The organism is Salmonella sp. 2018103 (genome assembly GCF_026247685.1).
Taxonomy (GTDB): Bacteria; Pseudomonadota; Gammaproteobacteria; order Enterobacterales; family Enterobacteriaceae; genus Salmonella; species Salmonella enterica.
Window position 1 is genome coordinate 1,322,396 of sequence record NZ_CP111029.1, and the last position, 17,442, is coordinate 1,339,837.

At 47.1% G+C, this 17,442-nt stretch carries 14 protein-coding genes and 5 pseudogenes; 10 read left to right on the forward strand and 9 right to left on the reverse strand.

Features of this window, described 5'->3' with window-relative positions; translation table 11 throughout:
- The first annotated feature begins 160 nt into the window (after positions 1–160).
- From guaB to OLG56_RS06285, 3 genes and pseudogenes are all read left to right on the forward strand, one after another.
- Positions 161–1,627, forward strand: coding sequence for an IMP dehydrogenase (guaB, locus tag OLG56_RS06275; RefSeq protein ID WP_000944174.1), 1,467 nt, complete (start codon positions 161–163; stop codon positions 1,625–1,627).
- A 68-nt stretch (positions 1,628–1,695) separates the two neighbouring features.
- Positions 1,696–3,273 carry a glutamine-hydrolyzing GMP synthase gene (gene guaA, locus OLG56_RS06280; protein WP_000138293.1) on the forward strand — a complete coding sequence of 526 codons (1,578 nt, stop codon included), beginning with the start codon at positions 1,696–1,698 and terminating at the stop codon, positions 3,271–3,273.
- A 213-nt stretch (positions 3,274–3,486) separates the two neighbouring features.
- Positions 3,487–3,630, forward strand: a pseudogene (locus OLG56_RS06285) (Arm DNA-binding domain-containing protein); the annotation flags it as partial.
- Here OLG56_RS06285 and OLG56_RS06290 read toward each other — a convergent pair.
- From OLG56_RS06290 to OLG56_RS06300, 3 genes and pseudogenes are all read right to left on the reverse strand, one after another.
- Positions 3,619–4,392 (reverse strand): annotated as a pseudogene (locus OLG56_RS06290) (DUF927 domain-containing protein); the annotation flags it as partial. The pseudogenes OLG56_RS06285 and OLG56_RS06290 overlap by 12 nt on opposite strands.
- 62 nt (positions 4,393–4,454) lie before the next feature.
- Entirely contained in the window at positions 4,455–4,643 is a 189-nt protein-coding gene (locus tag OLG56_RS06295; protein WP_023207709.1) for an AlpA family phage regulatory protein, read from the reverse strand.
- 298 nt (positions 4,644–4,941) lie between these two features.
- On the reverse strand, positions 4,942–5,598 hold the full coding sequence (locus tag OLG56_RS06300; RefSeq protein ID WP_023207710.1) for a hypothetical protein: 657 nt from the start codon (positions 5,596–5,598) through the stop codon (positions 4,942–4,944).
- A gap of 432 nt (positions 5,599–6,030) precedes the next feature.
- Here OLG56_RS06300 and OLG56_RS06305 point away from each other — a divergent pair, with 432 nt between their 5' ends.
- The 4 genes and pseudogenes from OLG56_RS06305 to OLG56_RS06320 all read left to right on the forward strand — a co-directional run.
- Positions 6,031–9,354, forward strand: a complete 3,324-nt coding sequence (locus OLG56_RS06305; RefSeq protein ID WP_001645530.1) for a VPA1262 family protein — start codon at positions 6,031–6,033, stop codon at positions 9,352–9,354.
- A gap of 102 nt (positions 9,355–9,456) precedes the next feature.
- Complete coding sequence (locus OLG56_RS06310; protein WP_004853132.1) at positions 9,457–9,690, forward strand: type II toxin-antitoxin system Phd/YefM family antitoxin; 234 nt, start codon at positions 9,457–9,459, stop codon at positions 9,688–9,690.
- Positions 9,691–9,885: 195 nt separating this feature from the next.
- Positions 9,886–10,053: pseudogene (locus OLG56_RS06315) on the forward strand (type II toxin-antitoxin system RelE/ParE family toxin); the annotation flags it as partial.
- A gap of 340 nt (positions 10,054–10,393) precedes the next feature.
- Positions 10,394–10,714: pseudogene (locus tag OLG56_RS06320) on the forward strand (DDE-type integrase/transposase/recombinase); the annotation flags it as partial.
- A gap of 76 nt (positions 10,715–10,790) precedes the next feature.
- On the opposite strand, the gene OLG56_RS06325 reads toward OLG56_RS06320, so the two are convergent.
- Both OLG56_RS06325 and OLG56_RS22180 read right to left on the reverse strand, forming a co-directional pair.
- Complete coding sequence (locus OLG56_RS06325; RefSeq protein WP_023215027.1) at positions 10,791–11,120, reverse strand: DUF1493 family protein; 330 nt, start codon at positions 11,118–11,120, stop codon at positions 10,791–10,793.
- Positions 11,105–11,422, reverse strand: a pseudogene (locus tag OLG56_RS22180) (STM2901 family protein); the annotation flags it as partial. The pseudogene OLG56_RS22180 and the gene OLG56_RS06325, both read right to left, overlap by 16 nt.
- Between OLG56_RS22180 and OLG56_RS06330 the strand changes: the two are divergent.
- Positions 11,346–11,582 carry a hypothetical protein gene (locus tag OLG56_RS06330; RefSeq protein WP_024146631.1) on the forward strand — a complete coding sequence of 79 codons (237 nt, stop codon included), beginning with the start codon at positions 11,346–11,348 and terminating at the stop codon, positions 11,580–11,582. The pseudogene OLG56_RS22180 and the gene OLG56_RS06330 overlap by 77 nt on opposite strands.
- Positions 11,583–11,748: 166 nt before the next feature.
- Here OLG56_RS06330 and OLG56_RS06335 read toward each other — a convergent pair whose 3' ends face one another.
- From OLG56_RS06335 to OLG56_RS06345, 3 genes are all read right to left on the reverse strand, one after another.
- Positions 11,749–12,288 (reverse strand): DUF5384 family protein, encoded by a 540-nt coding sequence (locus OLG56_RS06335; protein ID WP_000755795.1) that lies wholly within the window; start codon positions 12,286–12,288, stop codon positions 11,749–11,751.
- Between the two features lie 15 nt (positions 12,289–12,303).
- The gene (locus tag OLG56_RS06340; RefSeq protein ID WP_023136450.1) at positions 12,304–12,822 is read right to left on the reverse strand and encodes an outer membrane lipoprotein; all 519 of its coding nucleotides are present in this window, start codon (positions 12,820–12,822) and stop codon (positions 12,304–12,306) included.
- A 225-nt stretch (positions 12,823–13,047) separates the two neighbouring features.
- A complete protein-coding gene (locus tag OLG56_RS06345) occupies positions 13,048–13,239 on the reverse strand; it encodes a YfgG family protein (protein WP_000075924.1) in 192 nt (63 codons plus the stop codon).
- Between the two features lie 178 nt (positions 13,240–13,417).
- On the opposite strand from OLG56_RS06345, the gene OLG56_RS06350 reads away from it, so the two are divergent.
- Both OLG56_RS06350 and OLG56_RS06355 read left to right on the forward strand, forming a co-directional pair.
- Complete coding sequence (locus OLG56_RS06350; RefSeq protein WP_031603429.1) at positions 13,418–13,555, forward strand: hypothetical protein; 138 nt, start codon at positions 13,418–13,420, stop codon at positions 13,553–13,555.
- Between the two features lie 96 nt (positions 13,556–13,651).
- A complete protein-coding gene (locus tag OLG56_RS06355) occupies positions 13,652–15,865 on the forward strand; it encodes a bifunctional diguanylate cyclase/phosphodiesterase (RefSeq protein WP_061377283.1) in 2,214 nt (737 codons plus the stop codon).
- 35 nt (positions 15,866–15,900) lie between these two features.
- On the opposite strand, the gene ppx is transcribed toward OLG56_RS06355, so the two are convergent.
- Positions 15,901–17,442, reverse strand: a complete 1,542-nt coding sequence (gene ppx / locus OLG56_RS06360; RefSeq protein ID WP_001123330.1) for an exopolyphosphatase — start codon at positions 17,440–17,442, stop codon at positions 15,901–15,903.

The window sequence follows — 17,442 nt, forward strand, 5'->3', positions numbered from 1 at the left end:
GTGAGCGGGATCAAATTCTAAATCAGCAGGTTATTCAATCGATAGTAACCTGCTCACGGGGGATCGCAAGCACTATTTGCAAAAAAATGTAGATGCAACCGATTACGTTCTGTATAATGCCGCGGCAATATTTATTAACCTCCCAGGTGAGATATTGCCCATGCTACGTATCGCTAAAGAAGCCCTGACGTTTGACGACGTCCTCCTTGTTCCCGCTCACTCCACCGTTTTGCCGAATACTGCCGATCTCAGCACGCAGTTGACGAAAACTATTCGTCTGAATATTCCTATGCTTTCTGCGGCGATGGACACCGTGACGGAAGCGCGCCTGGCAATTGCCCTGGCTCAGGAAGGCGGCATTGGTTTTATCCACAAAAACATGTCCATCGAGCGCCAGGCGGAAGAAGTTCGCCGCGTGAAGAAACACGAGTCCGGCGTAGTGACCGACCCGCAGACCGTCCTGCCAACCACCACGTTGCATGAAGTGAAAGCCCTGACCGAGCGTAACGGTTTTGCGGGCTATCCGGTGGTGACTGAAGATAACGAGCTGGTGGGTATCATCACCGGTCGTGACGTGCGTTTTGTGACTGACCTGAACCAGCCGGTGAGTGTCTACATGACGCCGAAAGAGCGTCTGGTGACTGTTCGTGAAGGCGAAGCCCGCGAAGTCGTGCTGGCAAAAATGCACGAAAAACGCGTAGAAAAAGCGCTGGTCGTTGATGATAACTTCCATCTGCTTGGCATGATTACCGTAAAAGATTTCCAGAAAGCGGAACGTAAACCAAACTCCTGTAAAGATGAGCAGGGCCGTTTACGTGTCGGTGCGGCGGTCGGCGCAGGCGCGGGCAACGAAGAGCGCGTTGACGCGCTGGTGGCGGCAGGCGTTGACGTACTGCTGATCGACTCTTCTCACGGTCACTCTGAAGGTGTGTTGCAACGTATCCGTGAAACGCGCGCTAAATATCCTGACCTGCAAATCATCGGCGGCAACGTTGCGACGGGCGCAGGCGCTCGCGCGCTGGCGGAAGCCGGTTGCAGCGCGGTGAAAGTCGGTATCGGTCCTGGCTCCATCTGTACCACTCGTATCGTGACTGGTGTGGGCGTTCCGCAGATCACCGCTGTTTCCGACGCAGTTGAAGCGCTGGAAGGCACCGGAATTCCGGTTATCGCTGACGGCGGTATCCGTTTCTCCGGCGACATCGCCAAAGCCATCGCCGCAGGCGCGAGCGCGGTGATGGTGGGTTCTATGCTGGCCGGTACCGAAGAATCCCCGGGCGAAATCGAACTCTACCAGGGCCGTTCGTACAAATCTTACCGCGGCATGGGCTCGCTGGGCGCGATGTCCAAAGGTTCCTCCGACCGTTACTTCCAGAGCGACAACGCCGCCGACAAACTGGTGCCGGAAGGTATCGAAGGCCGCGTAGCCTATAAAGGTCGCCTGAAAGAGATCATTCACCAGCAGATGGGCGGCCTGCGCTCCTGTATGGGGCTGACCGGTTGTGCTACCATCGACGAACTGCGTACTAAAGCGGAGTTTGTGCGTATCAGCGGTGCGGGTATCCAGGAAAGCCACGTTCACGACGTGACCATCACCAAAGAGTCCCCGAACTACCGTCTGGGCTCCTGATTCTCTTCGCCCGACTTCATGTCGGGCGATTTATTTAATCTGTTTCACTTGCCTCGGAATAAGCGTCAATGACGGAAAACATTCATAAGCATCGCATCCTCATTCTGGACTTCGGTTCTCAGTACACTCAACTGGTTGCACGCCGCGTGCGTGAGCTGGGTGTTTACTGCGAACTGTGGGCGTGGGATGTGACAGAAGCACAAATTCGTGACTTCAACCCAAGCGGCATTATTCTTTCCGGCGGCCCGGAAAGCACCACCGAAGAAAACAGCCCGCGCGCGCCGCAGTATGTCTTTGAAGCAGGCGTGCCGGTATTTGGCGTCTGCTACGGGATGCAGACTATGGCGATGCAGCTTGGTGGTCATGTAGAAGGTTCTAATGAGCGTGAATTTGGTTACGCGCAGGTCGAAGTATTGACCGACAGCGCGCTGGTTCGCGGTATTGAAGATTCCCTGACCGCCGACGGCAAACCGCTGCTGGACGTGTGGATGAGCCACGGCGATAAAGTGACGGCGATTCCGTCCGACTTCGTGACCGTCGCCAGCACCGAAAGCTGCCCGTTCGCCATTATGGCCAACGAAGAAAAACGCTTCTACGGTGTACAGTTCCACCCGGAAGTGACCCATACCCGCCAGGGTATGCGTATGCTGGAGCGTTTTGTACGCGATATCTGCCAGTGTGAAGCCCTGTGGACGCCGGCGAAGATCATCGACGACGCCGTGGCGCGCATTCGCGAGCAGGTGGGCGACGACAAAGTAATCCTCGGTCTCTCCGGCGGCGTGGATTCCTCCGTAACCGCAATGCTGCTGCACCGCGCGATCGGTAAAAATCTGACCTGTGTTTTCGTCGACAACGGCCTGTTACGCCTCAACGAAGCCGAGCAGGTGATGGACATGTTTGGCGACCATTTTGGTCTGAACATTGTTCACGTACCGGCAGAAGACCGCTTCCTGTCCGCGTTGGCTGGTGAGAACGATCCGGAAGCCAAGCGTAAGATCATCGGTCGCGTTTTTGTGGAAGTGTTCGACGAAGAAGCGCTCAAACTGGAAGACGTGAAATGGCTGGCGCAGGGCACCATCTACCCTGACGTTATCGAATCTGCGGCGTCTGCAACCGGTAAAGCGCACGTCATCAAATCTCACCACAATGTCGGCGGCCTGCCGAAAGAGATGAAGATGGGGCTGGTTGAACCGCTGAAAGAGCTGTTCAAAGACGAAGTGCGTAAGATTGGTCTGGAGCTGGGCCTGCCGTACGATATGCTGTATCGCCATCCGTTCCCGGGGCCGGGCCTCGGCGTGCGCGTACTGGGTGAAGTGAAGAAAGAGTACTGCGACCTGCTGCGCCGTGCGGACGCTATCTTCATTGAAGAACTGCGCAAAGCGGATCTGTACGACAAAGTTAGTCAGGCGTTCACCGTCTTCCTGCCGGTCCGTTCCGTTGGCGTCATGGGCGATGGTCGTAAGTACGATTGGGTGGTCTCTCTGCGTGCCGTCGAAACCATCGACTTTATGACCGCGCACTGGGCACATCTGCCGTATGACTTCCTGGGTCGTGTTTCCAACCGCATTATCAATGAAGTCAACGGGATTTCCCGTGTGGTGTATGACATTAGCGGTAAACCACCGGCTACCATTGAGTGGGAATAAGCCGATAACCCTTCCTGTGTTTTCATGAACAGGTAAAAGGAAATTTAACCCTCTGTTTTTGCAGAGGGTTTTTATTTATGTGCATAGATGCATTTTTTGTGTAGCGCACAGCTCCTGACGGCAAATTTGACGTAATCGTCGAAAAAGTAGACAGCCCTCATTAGTCAATACATACAGTAATTAGTCAATTCTGACGGTATTTCCGGAGGGCGTATGCTTACCGATATCCAGCTTAAAAGACTTAAACCGCAGGAAAAAATCTACAAAGTTACCGATCGTGATGGGCTCTATGTAGCCGTATCGCCCACCGGAACTCACTCATTTCGTTACGATTATCGGATTAATGGCCTGCGCAAAGCCGCCAGTCAGATAGTGGCTGCCCTGAAGGATGACATTGTTGCCACCGGGACCTATAACCTCATCCGGCAGCACATACACCCCGCAGTGCCAGCCGGTTTTCTCCACGCAGGTGACCCGGCGTCCGGGGAGTGACCGTGAGATGTACTCGCACAGCAGGCTGCGCAGGGCGGGGCGGGTGGAGATATAGGTCAGGCCATTCTCCAGCAGGATGCGCCGCAGCTCCTCGCCGTTGCCGCTGAGCATCGCCATCGGCATGGCCCAGTGCCGCAACTGCCCGGTGGTGGTGTGCCATTCCAGCAGGCGGCCATAGCTGCCGTCATGGCTGTCGCAGGTGATGGCGGTGACGCGTAGCGGGGAACAGATGCGCTGGGGCTGGACGCCGCTTTCGCCGTCACGGCGTTCGATGAGCTTGTCAAACCACAGCGCCTCTTCATCGAGGCGGAAGTGCTCCGGCAGGATGTCAGAGGGCCTTTCCTGTCGAAGGCGTTCAAGCTGCCCGGTCCAGTTCTCCAGCAACTCCTCCTCGCGGATATCGCCTGTGCGAAGCACCCGGACGTAGAGCGCGTCAGGTCTGATTATGGTCAGGTTATCCAGATCGGCCCGTTCATCCGGTCCGAGAACCACCGGAGGAATATCATCTTCCCGGTCGGGATCTTTTCGCCAGGCGCGTGAGGTCTCCCATGCCAGGCTTCCGGCCAGGATCAACACCTTGAGCGTGCGCTCGGGAGACTGCTTATTGAGAAAAGGGGCGCGTTTCATGATGGGATATCGGTCGGCTCATCCCTGAGCATGGATTAAAGGATGGCGGTGCGGCGCTGTTGTCACTGGCGGATTTCAGCGGCATCGAAGACCACCAGTCGGGAAGAGAGGTGGACGGGGCGGGGGAACCCGGTCTCTTTCACTCTGCGATGGACAGTGGATTCAGTCATTGCCAGGAACTGTGCGACCTGACGGATGCGCACATTTCCTGAAAGAGGAAATTCCGAGGCTGAGGTTGGTAATATATTCATAATCGCTCCTGCTTGGAGTTGAGGTGGCAAGGCCGATAGTATTCAGCTGGTTAGAACACGTCTATAGGGTTGAAAAAATACAGTGAAAGATGCAGTCGTCCAGTGAAAGAAAGTGCTATCTGATGAATAACGATGGATAGGATAAAAAGGGAAGTATAGTTCCAAAATATGTTCTATCTTTATGTATTATAAATAAAAAAACATGGATTGAGCTAATGGGATGACAGAACAGTGAACGACTACGAACCCGTACGAATACGTCCTGAGACGTCCAGGGATGACTGTGGAACACAAAAAGTTAATCTGCGTGGCGATGTTGGACAGACAGAGCCGATTTTAACTTGTTGTAAATGGTAGCGCGTGAGAGACCTTCAGACGAAAATCCTTCGTCTTCCGCAAGGGTTTGTAAATCCCGATAGAGGTTAGACAGACGAGGTGAGTCGAGTGTTCCATATGTACCATTGGCATTTTTGACTAACAGTGAGAGTAATAAAAAAAGCAACCTGTAGGTGTTTTCCTGCTCTGCCGCTTTCCTGTACTGGCCGCGCTGATTGCGGCGTAGTTCCAGACCGCACTCCAGCAATTGCTGGCCTCCAAGTTGCATCAGTAGATCTCTGGCTTTGTTGCGTTTGGCAATAGCAGCTACTGCTCGAAGGCAACGTTCTTGCACTGGTTTTGGTGTGATCTCTTCATCAATCATCAGGTATGCCAGCGCGAACATTTCATCAGCCGAGTGAGTCTGCGAGTTTCTGCCCGGAGGGAAGCATCCGGCAGATTTGATTTGCCGGATAATTTGGTGAAGGAAGATATCGTAGTACTCGTGTTTATCGTCAGGAATTGCAGCGGTTGTGAGGTGTGGTTCCAGAGCACACAACATCAGCGCCAGTTCACGGGCACTGACGGCAGGTAGGTTAGCAGCCCGTTCGAATAGGCTCTGGCGAATAGGACTTATCATAAGAGAGATACTCCAGTTATTTATTAAATACTTAACATGAGGAAAGCTTAAGTTTCTAAGTGGCTTACGAAAAGTGTGTTGCAAGTAACATCAAGTGTCAGTGCCAAGCATACAATCCAGCATTATGTAGGTTAGTCTACACTTAAAATAATGGCTTGGATGAGACTGGTTTTTTAAAATATTGAATTTGGATTTTGGATCTAAGAGAGACTCTCTCTGATCTCCATCAGAGCAATTTTCGTGGAACTATTTTAGCAGGTTTTGTAAAGTGGGAGTTTTTTGCAAGATTTTTCGACTTTTTTGCAACTTGTGTTCTTGCTCTGGATACTATAGATAAAGAGTGTGATATATTTATTAAAATTTACTAAATATATGTTTTAATGTAAAAATATATTCGATTTTGAAATATTATTAAGGATTGGTGGATATTTTATGGCATTTGCACTTGATGATTTAATAAATGATAATCGATTAGGGCGATTGTTTTCTGCGGATGAGCGTAATTGTGCGTTGCAACTATGGGTCTTACAGATAACATCCAATTCAATGACGCAAAATCGTATTCTTTATGGGCGTTTGCTCCCATATAACCATTCTAATAATAGCTGGTCCTTTAGTGATAATAATAAATTTCAATCGCTTGGTCAATTCAAAGTAAATGTCACTCGGCTAAATTTATATATTAAAAATAATATTTGTGCCGAGTTGTTAAAAAAAATAAATGATGGTTTGACTATATCTGTAATAAGTGAGGCATTAGGTTTTAAATTTCCTGATAAACTAAATAAACGATTTGGAGAAACAAAGCTTTCTACTGAGGCCTTGGCTTATCGTCCTGTTTCATATTTACTTAATCGAGATGCCTATGACTTTCATACTCTTTCTAGCCCTCATGGCGGAGCAGGGGCACTGAGCGCCTCTATAATCCAGACGGATAAGGCTGCGTTGTTTCGCTTGGGGCCAGATTATGACACTGCGTTAATGGACATGGTAGTCAAGGATCTTAATGAAGATACTGGACTGGACTTCGGAAGAACTGATATTGCCCGATTTGGCGAAATCGAGTTGTTGGTTTTTCCTGCTCTGGATGATAAAGAACGTAAACTACTTGATGTTAGTTGGGTAAATAGACCTAGGGCTTTAGTTGTAAGATTTAATTCTATGCAGGTTCCACAGTTTACGGCTTTTCAGTTTCGCCTGAATATAATGAATAATGGACAGGTTATTTTCTCAGGTATTGCTGTTGGTATTCGTGACTCTGAAGGGATATTTGAATGTTCGTTTGAATTAAGTGACCAAATCCGAACTATTACCGACAGTACAGAAATTGAAATTTTTGGTTTCGTTGATGAATGTTATCGCCTCGGAATGCTGTGTTGCCGCTGGCGTATAGGATATATCCGGGAAATTAATATTCTAGGTCATGCTATTGGACAAAAATCTAATCCAGTAAAATTTGATTGGTTAGAAAAAACGATAAAGCCATCAATGTCAGATCGTGCGAAATCTGCACTCACAATTAATCGCGGTAATTTGGGTTTTACCAGTCATGTTGGAGGGCGTGAAATTGATGTGTGGGTTCCTGCTAACAAAGAGTTGTTATCTATTTTTGAACAGCTTCACCCGAAAAAATCTGAGGGTATATTTTTCTTGCGATGGGGACAAAGTGATGGTGAAGGACGGTTGCAATTTGTAGAATGGTTTAGGAAAGTTCTATCTCAATACCAAGAACACCAAATAGTTATTTTTGACCCATATTTTGAAGATGCGGGTTTAGGGTTAGTTTTGCTTTGTGCAGCATCAAACTCTGATTATATTATTTTTACGTCTCTTCCAAAAATACCGAAGTTTGATGAAACGGTTGTAGAGGTAGAGTCAGATAAATTATTCACAGGACGAGTTAATAATCTTGTTGCCTGTTGTGAAAATAATATCAACCTGTTAAGTAAGCTTAAGTTACGTATTTATGGAATGAAAGAAGGGCGACTGCATGATCGCTATATCCTAATTATGGGAAGAAATGGATTACCAGTTACTGGGTTTAACCTATCAAATTCTTTCCAGAAAGCCGCAGAAAATCATCCTTTGTTGATAACTCCAATCCCATCAGATGTATTACTTCAGGTGGAGGAGTATATGTCTAGCCTATTGCAGGAAATTGGAACTAATAAGAATGATGATATAGAGGGAAGTACTGCTATACGACTTCTTTTTGACTCAAAGTCATTAGTTATGAGTCCGAAGCGCTATGAACCATTACGTTTTCTTGAGAAAAAGGATGCTGGAAGTGCATTAAGTTTATGGTTTAATCAAATAATATTACGAGATTTAAGTGGTGATACATTAAAAGAACAGCTAGTAGCACTCGGTTTACTTAAAGGAGACTCACATATTCTGGGTGAAGCCGGTAGCATTCGGTATTATTTAGATAACTTGGCAGTGGATTTATCTGGTTTTATTTCTAGTTGGGATGTCATTGGTGATTTGCTGGCTCATTCCCATAATGATGAGATCAATATACAAAATGAACATAATTTTATTGAATTGTTGACGCAATACCTTGGGTTATCATTTAATCGCTCACATGATGATACTAATAAAGAGTTGGCAGTTGTTGATTCACAACTATTTCAACGAACACTTAAATCTCTCTTACAAACCTCTTATCGTGTAGAACATCTATTTCATTCTACAAAATATACGGTTCTTACTTGGGCTGAATATTACGCAGTCTGTTTATTGTGGCGATATGCTCCTAAACAATTGCTGTTACTTGCTGAAGAGCAAATTACTAAAATGCCAAAAGATACGCAAGGCATAGAAATAGTTAGAATATCTTTATTAAGTCAGATCGTTAGCCAAATTTCCTTATCTATGAATTTTAATCTTAGTGAGGTTCAACAAAAATGTCTTCTCCGAAGTGGCAATGGCTTACTACAATGGATGGGGATAAGTGCTATTGAATCAAAGTTAGAGAAGGTTAGATGTGTTTCCACTGTTTTACCGTTATTAAATATTTTTTCCCATACTGAGCGTGTAATGATATTAGGATGGATGGTTAATCATGCAGCAAGAAACAAGCATGAAATACAGCCCTATAAGGATTTAATCAAAGCATTACATACAGTACTGCCAGAAATTATATCATCAGATGAGTTGCAGCATTTGGTTGACTCTTTACGAGGCCATATGCAGCGATTGGCTTGGGCAGAACCATGGTTATTTACGGATGTAGTTGCTCCTTTGTTGCAAGCGGGAAGAGTGTCTAATGACGACGCTTGTAAAATTTGGACAGAGGAGCTTGTTTATATGCTTGAGGCCCATTCACCGAAGTTGTTTGAGGAATCTAGAGAGGGGCAAACAACTAACATCGCCGCTTTCCTTCTTGCTAATAGTAATCCTGAGGCACAATCGACTAGCGTTAAATTGATACACAATATATTGAAACGTCAGCAACGGATAGTACAACAACCACTTGCGAGTACTTCTAACTGGACTCGATGGGATGGTGCGCTTTTGATTTCTATGTGGATACTGATCTTTGCAAGATGGGGGAAATATTACTTGCGTCAGCGTTCCATGGTTAATGCTGAGTTGGAGCATTTATCACAAGAGGCGTATAGGTTGGTTGTATTTAGACCAGAAGATGAATGGCGATCGAAAAATACAGGTAAAGAAGGTGCATTAATGGCTGTTCTTGATCAAGTAGAGCTACTTTTGACCGAACAGGACGGTGCTGAGGTAAGCCCTCAATAGGCTAAGGTGTTCGCAAGGCAGTTATCAGCACTCATGAATCTTGCTGATGGTCTAAATATAGTCTATATTAAAACCAAAGGATGACTATTAGGCGGACCAATCATGAAAGTAGAGACAATCAGCTACGTTAAAAAGAACGCAGCAACGCTTGATCTGTCAGAACCCATCCTGGTCACACAAAATGGTGTGCCTGCTTATGTTATAGAGTCCTATGACCAGCAACAGGAACGGGAGAACGCCATTGCTTTGCTGAAGCTGCTTACCCTGTCAGAGAAAGATAAAGCTGAAGGGCGCGTGTTCTCGAAAGACCAGTTGCTGGATGGCCTTGCGGATTAAACGCAGCGCGCTAAACGTTAAGGGATTTCCATGGAACAGCAGGTGACCTTTGAGTACACGCTTACGGTAAGACACTGCATTGACACAATAGCCGGTTTTCTGAAGCGTGTTGATGTTGAGCCTCGTCCGGTTATCGCAGATATTCTCACACAGTTTGAGAGTACCGTGGGTCAGTTCCCGCTGGGATGCCAGATTTGCCCTGAATTGCTGAAAATTGGCTGCGCCAAATACCGGGAATTTAACCACTCTGAAGGCTACCGGGTTTTGTATTCAGTAGACGGAACGTTAGTGACAGCACATGCGATCCTGGCACATCGGCAGGATGTTCAGCAGCTGCTGTTTAAGCGTCTGATAATGGCCTGAGAACCCGATCAGTTTACCAATGTCCGCTGTCTGGCAATGGTGAGAGTTCAAAGAAGGCTGGATGTAACTTATGTGTAAAAAATAGTTTACAGCCTCAGCTTTATCATTCTTACGGTATTAATTACGGTATCACAAGAAAGCTTATCTCATAAAACCAATTAATAACAATTAGATAGAATTATTATAAACCATTGAGTGGGAATAAACCGATAACCCTTCCTGTGTTTTCATGAACAGGTAAAAGGAAATTTAACCATCTGTTTTTGCAGAGGGTTTTTATTTATGTGCATAGATGAGTTTTCTGTGTAGTGCACAGCTCCTGACGGCAAATTTGACATAATTACGAACCCACGAAGGTTGGCTGTATCTTGCCGTGGTCGTTGATTTGTTCTCGCGCAAAGTTATCGGTTGGTCAATGCAACCACGAATGACAAAAGATATTGTCCTGAATTCGCTTCTGATGGCCGTGTGGTGACGTCATCCCCAAAAACAGGTGCTGGTTCATTCTGATCAGGGTAGTCAGTACACCCGCTATGAATGGCTGAAATCGCACGGACTGGAGGGCAGTATGAGCCATCGTGGCAACTGTCATGACAATGCGGTTGCAGAAAGCTTTTTCCAGCTACTGAAGCGTGAACGGATAAAGAAAAAGATCTACCAACGACTCAGAAGTGCCCAGGTTATCCGTGGCGATTCAGCCCAAATAAGGGGTATTTAAAATATAGTAACTTTATTCTTCAACTATATAACCAACGTCCAGCTTTAGCACTTTCAACGAGCATACCAACTGTTAGTGGCTTACGCGGATCAGGCTCTTTACTTCCAAAGTACTCTGGATTCAGATAGTTGAGTATGTCAAATCCTTCTGAATCTATATTCCAACGCTTGAAGTACTCTTGTAGAAGTTCTTCACTATCTTCAAAAACGAGTTTTAGATCATCCCTAATACTGGTATCAAGCGTGATGGTTCGCTTTGGCCCACAGAGAAAGTACTTTTTAGTGTTATATTCCTGATCGATAAAATCGATAATTTCTTTCTCAATATCTCTCATTAGAAGCACGTCCACTGAATGCGATCTTTAGGAACCGCCACACGATTAAATGTATCTTTAATATCACGCTGGATATCATAAATCGTAGTGAATGTCATAACCCAACCGAGCCAGGGTACATTACGACCAACGAAACGACCTAAATTATTCGTTGAGCTTAGCTGTAATGAGTTGATGGTTTTGCCTGTCAACGTTGGTAATCTGATCCCAGGTGGCAGTTTATAGTTCAACCAATTACTGATGTACTTAGAAGCAATTGATGTTCCTGGAGTTGTTCCACGAGGTTTACCCCTCGTAGGTAGAACTGGTTGCCCTGAACTGCTGAAAATTGGCTGTGCCAGCTACCGGGAGTTTAACCACGCTGAAGGCTATCGGATTTTGTATTCGGTCGAGGGAATCTTAGTAACCGCGCATATGATCTTGTCACCCAGGCAGGATATCCCGCGGTTGCTCTTTAAGCGTCTGATCATGGCCTGAACCCATTGAGTGGGATTGTCTTTTTGCGTTAACGCTAAAGCTTCTTTTTCTTGCGCGGGCTTTTTTATGTAGGGTGACCCGTCCTGAACAGCGAAAATACTGTGCGACCAGACAGAAACCTCCGCTCACGCAGAGGTTTTTTACTGGTCATAAATGATTAGCGAAATCAGTTAAACCAGCCGCTTGCCTTTTTCTCACGGGCTTTACCTTCGCTTTGCAGCAGATCGCGACCGCCTTCAGATAGATTTCTGTTTGCATCAGCATGAGATTGAATAACATCTGTCTGGGCAGCTTTACTTTTCAGCTCTTGATCGATGAATTCATTTTCTCTTTTTACCCGGGCCTCTTCCCTGGCCAGCGCCAGTTTTTGTTTCTGAATTTCTAAACGACGAAGCTCATCTTCGTAGCTTTGATCGCGCGCTTTATCTTGCGCGGCTTCCGCTGCCAATTTTGCTTGCCGTGCTTTCCGTTCAGCTTCTGCCGCTTTTGCTCGCTGCTTAGCAACCGCGGCCGCATTGGCTTGCCTTTGTCTTTCCTGTTGAGCCTCTTGATCTCGTTTGGCTTGCAGAGCATCACGTTGTCTGTTTTCTTCATTTTTTCCTTGCTGTTCAGCCTGGGCTACCGCCGCAAGCTGATCCTGCAAAGAAGAAGATAAAACCGAGCCGCTTAGGGTGAATAAAACAGTGGCTAAAATAACTTTCTTCATAAAATCTCCTGATAGTTAGCTTTTCTCAGGACATTTCGTATTGGGTTGAATTCGCGTTTCGTTATCTTTGGTCGATATCACCATCGCCAGACCGGTGGTAAATTGGCACGTTTTTCCAACCTGGGTGGAGGTATAAACCTTCGTTCCTTCTTTGTAAGTCAAAGATACAGCTTCAACTAACGTTTTATCTTTAACTAATGAACCCGCCGCTGCGCCAACGGCTCCGCCGCCAACCGCGCCGGCAGTAGTACCCAAACCGCTACCTGAACCCACGTTATGACCAGTAACGCCGCCCGCTACAGCCCCAAGAATTGCGCCGAAGGTCTGAGCGGTTTTTTTATTGGCGGTGTTATCTACGGCAACTTTCGCTGGCAAAACAGAGATAATATTGACGGTCTTTGTTTCTTGCTTCGCGTTTAACTGCCCGGTTTGGTAAACATCTGCGGCATAGTCATCCGCATTGGACTGGCATCCGGCAAGAGAAAAAGAGGCAAACAAAACCAGAGGCAAAGCATTTTTTTTAAAATTCATCACAATTCCTTGTTTAGGTAATAACGTAAAAAGGAATGTATTTAAGACTAATCTTAAAAAAAGTAAACTATCGTTTCTTGTAGTTGATTGTTTTTTTAGACTAAAAAACAAAGCATTAGATAGTACGATGCTTTGTTTTTATCGGTTCATGCTAAGCCAGGGAAGGGAAAACAGAGTTCTGGATAACACAGTAAGCCTGTGACGATAATATCGCCAACGGATAACAGCTTAACGTTGTCCCGGCGTGGTGACAGAAAGCGATGACTGTTGCGCTTCTTTTTTATCCTGATGGTGCTGCCAGGCGCCGATAGAAGAGTAGACGAAACGTCCAAAGAAGAAGAGAAAACTGATAAGCAGTACGATACGGGTCATGCGAGTGTTAAATCGATGTCGTTTTCGCATACTGTTGGCCTGACTCACAAAGGGTTCCTTAACGTTGGCCCAGCGATATGGGCGGGATCAGGCTGGGTTCTTCAAGGGTATTATCAAGGCGAAGAACGTAACAAGCCTGCGTTCACTCTACATTAAGGCATACTGCGAACCGATGGTCAATTCCTCTTAATGTAAAATTGCGTCAGTTGATTTATCTTATATTGTTATGGAAGATAATTTTAGTATTTACATTAATAATAAATTAATGATAACAAAGAATAAAAAGACGAATAAAGGCGGCAGGAGAAAGGTAATAATTGACTTAAATCAAATGTTACTTTTGTTTAATAATTACAATCGATGACTATCGTGTGATGTATATCGCATCATCAATTTAAAGTCAGGTGGGATGCCTGTCTGTTAACGCCCCTTTGGGATTGGGGGGTTCTGCTGAGCATCTATGAAACTAAATAAAACTTATATAAATATCAGAGATAAATGGTGGGGACTACCGCTCATTCTCCCTTCGATTTTACTACCTGTTTTAAGTAGCGCAAATACTTATGCGCTTACCAGCACTGGAAATGTGGTTCTTTTTTACCTGCCGTTAGCTTTTATGCTTAGCCTGATGCTCTTTTTCGGCTGGGCAGCACTGCCGGGCATTGTGCTTGCTATCTTCTGGCGCAGATACCCGCAGACAGGTCTGTATGAAACCCTTTCTGTGACAATGCACTTTATCATTACTATCGTGCTAAGTTGGGGCGGCTATCGTGTCTTTTCCCCCCGGCGAAACAATGTTTCCCACGGCGACGCCCACCTGTTGTTTCAACGAATGTTCTGGCAGGTATTTTGTTCAGCAACATTATTTCTGGTCATCTACCAGTTTGCCGCTTTTGTTGGCATGTACGAAAGTAAAGCCAGCCTGATGGGGGTAATGCCCTTTAATATCAACACGCTGATTAATTACCAGGCGTTACTGGTCGGTAACCTTATCGGCGTGCCATTGTGCTATTTTATTATTCGTACTCTCCGCAATCCGCTGCACCTGCGCGGGTATTATCAGCAATTAAAGCTACAGATTGATAGCAAGGTCACTAAAAAAGAGATCGTTATTTGGCTGGCCGTATTGACTACACTAATGTTTATACTGTGTATGCCATTGACTGATAATAGTTCAATATTTAGTACCAACTATACGCTTTCGTTATTATTGCCGGTCATGCTGTGGGGCGCGATGCGCTATGGCTATAAGTTTATTTCAATTATCTGGGCCGTCGTGCTAATTACGTCAATTCATTATTATCAGCGTTATATGCCCTGGTATTCAGGTTATGATACGCAATTAGCGATTACCTCTTCGAGCTATCTGGTTTTTTCTTTTATTGTTAATTATATGTCTGTGCTGGCCACGCGCCAGCGCGTAGTGAGTGGTCGCGCACGGCGGCTGGCCTATCTTGACCCGGTTGTACATCTTCCCAATTTACGTGCGTTAAACCGCGCGCTCCAAAATGCGCCCTGGTCTACGATCTGTTTTTTACACGTGCCGGGTCTGGAGCTATTGGGTAAAAATTATGGCGTCATGCTACGCATCCAGTATAAGCAAAAGCTCTCTCACTGGATTACGCCGATGCTGGCCTCAAATGAGTGCGTCTACCAGATGTCAGGGCACGACCTGGTGCTGCGTCTTAATACAGAGGCGCATCAGCAGCGTATTGAAGCGCTGGATAAACATATTAAGCAGTTTCGGTTTATCTGGGACGGACTGCCGCTACAGCCGCCTGTCGGCGTGAGCTACTGCTGCGTGCGTTCTCCGGTTAGCCACCTTTATCTGCTGTTGGGCGAATTAAGCACTAGTTCCGATCTTTCGTTGACGACTAACGCGCCGGAGGATTTACAGCGGCGCGGCGCAATGCACCTGCAGCGCGATTTGAAGGGCAGAATTGCGATGATGAATCGGCTGCAACAGGCGTTGGAGCACGATCATTTTTTCCTGATGGCGCAGCCTATTTTCGGTGTTCGTGGGGACGTTTACCATGAAATTTTACTGCGACTCAGGGATGACAACGGCGACGTTATCAACCCGGACAATTTTTTACCCGTGGCGCATGAGTTTGGTTTGTCTTCCGCTATCGATCTCTGGGTGATTGAAAACACGCTGCGGTTTATGGCGGACAGCCGGGAATATATGCCCGCGCATCGTTTTGCCATTAATCTGTCGCCAACATCGGTATGTCGCGCCCGTTTTCCTGCAGAAGTTAAGCAGTTGCTTAAACAATATCAGGTTGAACCCTGGCAACTGGTTTTTGAGGTAACGGAAAGCAACTCTCTCACCAATGCTGAGCAGGCGCAGTTGACGCTGGGACAGCTACAGCAGTTTGGCTGTCAGATAGCGATTGATGATTTCGGTACAGGCTACGCCAGCTATGCGCGGCTGAAAAACGTTAACGCCGATATTCTTAAAATTGACGGCAGTTTTATTCGCAATATAGTGTCAAATAGTCTCGATTATCAGATTGTGGCTTCTATTTGTCATTTAGCTCGAATGAAAAAAATGCAGGTCGTCGCGGAGTATGTCGAGAGCGAAGAAATACGAAGCGTCGTGCTGTCGTTGGGGATCGACTATCTTCAGGGATATTTAATTGGCGAGCCGCAGCTATTATCTGAGATTCAGTAAAGGCAGACGCCGCGGCGCGGCGTCTGATCCACAATTTACGCGGCGATCTCCGGCGAGCTTTCTTCCTCAATATTGAGACGCCAGCCAGTTACCGCTTCCCAGTACTGCTGTTCTTTTTCCAGATCAAGCAGTACCAGCGCATTCTGGCTGAACCAGTCATGCGGAAAACATAACGTCCAGTGGCTGTCATCGGTCGTTAGCCGCAGCGTCGGCGGCGTGGTGGTCGCCTGCCGCTGGTTGTTCAGTAATACGCCCAGCCGAAGTAGCTGAATTAACGGCAGATACTGTTTTTTCTTAAACAGCGTAAAGCGGGGCATATCATCCAGTTTTATGGCTTTACGATGATAACGCACCAGCGTCGCCATCATCATTTGCTGCTCCTGATTAAAGCCGGGCAAATCGCTGTGTTGCAGAATATAAGCCGAATGGCGATGTAAACCGCTGTGATTAATATTCAGTCCAACCTCATGCAGCATTGCCGCCCAGCGGAGCAACGCTTCAAGCTGCGGATGCGCCAGTTTTGGCTGCTGGGCTTGCCACTGCTCGTACATTTGCATGGTGGTTTCCAGCACGCGTCTGGCCTGTTCTCTGTCAATGTTGTATTGATTGGCCAGACTTTTTGCGGTACGGCTGCGAACATCCTGATGGCGGAAGCGGCCTTCCATTTCATACAGCACGCCTTCGCGCAACGCGCCGTCGGAAAGGCGAAGCTCGCGGATAGCCAGAGCATCAAAAACGCCGCACAGAATCGCCAGGCCCGGCACAAAGACCGCTTTTCGTTCTTCAGACAGACCCGGCAGGCTGAGCGCATTAAAGGAGCGGTGCTTCAACACTTCTGACTTCAGTTTATCGAGGCGCTCCGGCGTAATGAAGCCATCTTTCTCACCCAGCGCCAGGAGAACTTCATGAGCGGCCTTAATCGTACCGGAAGCGCCCATCGCCACGTTCCAACCCTGAATACGATACTGCCAGGTTAAGGTTTCCAGTTTTTGCGCCGCCGCCATTCGGGCGCGCTGGAAGTTTTCTTTATTGATAACGCCGCCGGGAAAGTAGAGCTGCGCGAAGCTCACGCAGCCCATACGACGGCTTTCAACCAGCCTGGGTTCGAAGTTTTCGCCAATGACCAGCTCTGTTGACCCGCCGCCGATATCGATCACCAGCTTGCGGCCTTTTTCCGGCTGCGTATGTTCTACGCCCATAAAAATCAGGCGCGCTTCTTCGTTACCGGAAATAATCTCTATCGGGTAGGGAATAACCTTTTCCGCGCGTTTGAGAAAATCAGCGGCATTTTGCGCCTGACGTAACGTATGGGTGCCTACGATACAGACGCTGGAAGGGGAGAAACCTTGTAAGCGTTCAGCAAACAGCGACAGACAGCTAAGCCCCCGTTCCATGGCTTCTTCGCTGAGTTTGTTATCTGCGCCCAGCCCGTCCGCCAGATGGACGCGCTGTTTTAAGCGCCCGATAATCTGCATTGCGCCGTCAACCACGCGGGCAATGACCATATGAAAGCTGTTTGAGCCGAGATCGACCGCAGCGAACTCCTGCGGGCGAGGGGATTTATCGTAAATTGGCAT

Coding starts and splice junctions, on each gene's coding strand:
- guaB (WP_000944174.1), top strand. CDS start 161: ATGCTACGTATCGCTAAAGAAGCCCTGACGTTTGACGACGTCCTCCTT.
- guaA (WP_000138293.1), top strand. CDS start 1,696: ATGACGGAAAACATTCATAAGCATCGCATCCTCATTCTGGACTTCGGT.
- OLG56_RS06295 (WP_023207709.1), bottom strand. CDS start 4,643: ATGAATATATTACCAACCTCAGCCTCGGAATTTCCTCTTTCAGGAAAT.
- OLG56_RS06300 (WP_023207710.1), bottom strand. CDS start 5,598: ATGATAAGTCCTATTCGCCAGAGCCTATTCGAACGGGCTGCTAACCTA.
- OLG56_RS06305 (WP_001645530.1), top strand. CDS start 6,031: ATGGCATTTGCACTTGATGATTTAATAAATGATAATCGATTAGGGCGA.
- OLG56_RS06310 (WP_004853132.1), top strand. CDS start 9,457: ATGAAAGTAGAGACAATCAGCTACGTTAAAAAGAACGCAGCAACGCTT.
- OLG56_RS06330 (WP_024146631.1), top strand. CDS start 11,346: ATGTACTTAGAAGCAATTGATGTTCCTGGAGTTGTTCCACGAGGTTTA.
- OLG56_RS06335 (WP_000755795.1), bottom strand. CDS start 12,288: ATGAAGAAAGTTATTTTAGCCACTGTTTTATTCACCCTAAGCGGCTCG.
- OLG56_RS06350 (WP_031603429.1), top strand. CDS start 13,418: ATGGAAGATAATTTTAGTATTTACATTAATAATAAATTAATGATAACA.
- OLG56_RS06355 (WP_061377283.1), top strand. CDS start 13,652: ATGAAACTAAATAAAACTTATATAAATATCAGAGATAAATGGTGGGGA.
- ppx (WP_001123330.1), bottom strand. CDS start 17,442: ATGCCAATTTACGATAAATCCCCTCGCCCGCAGGAGTTCGCTGCGGTC.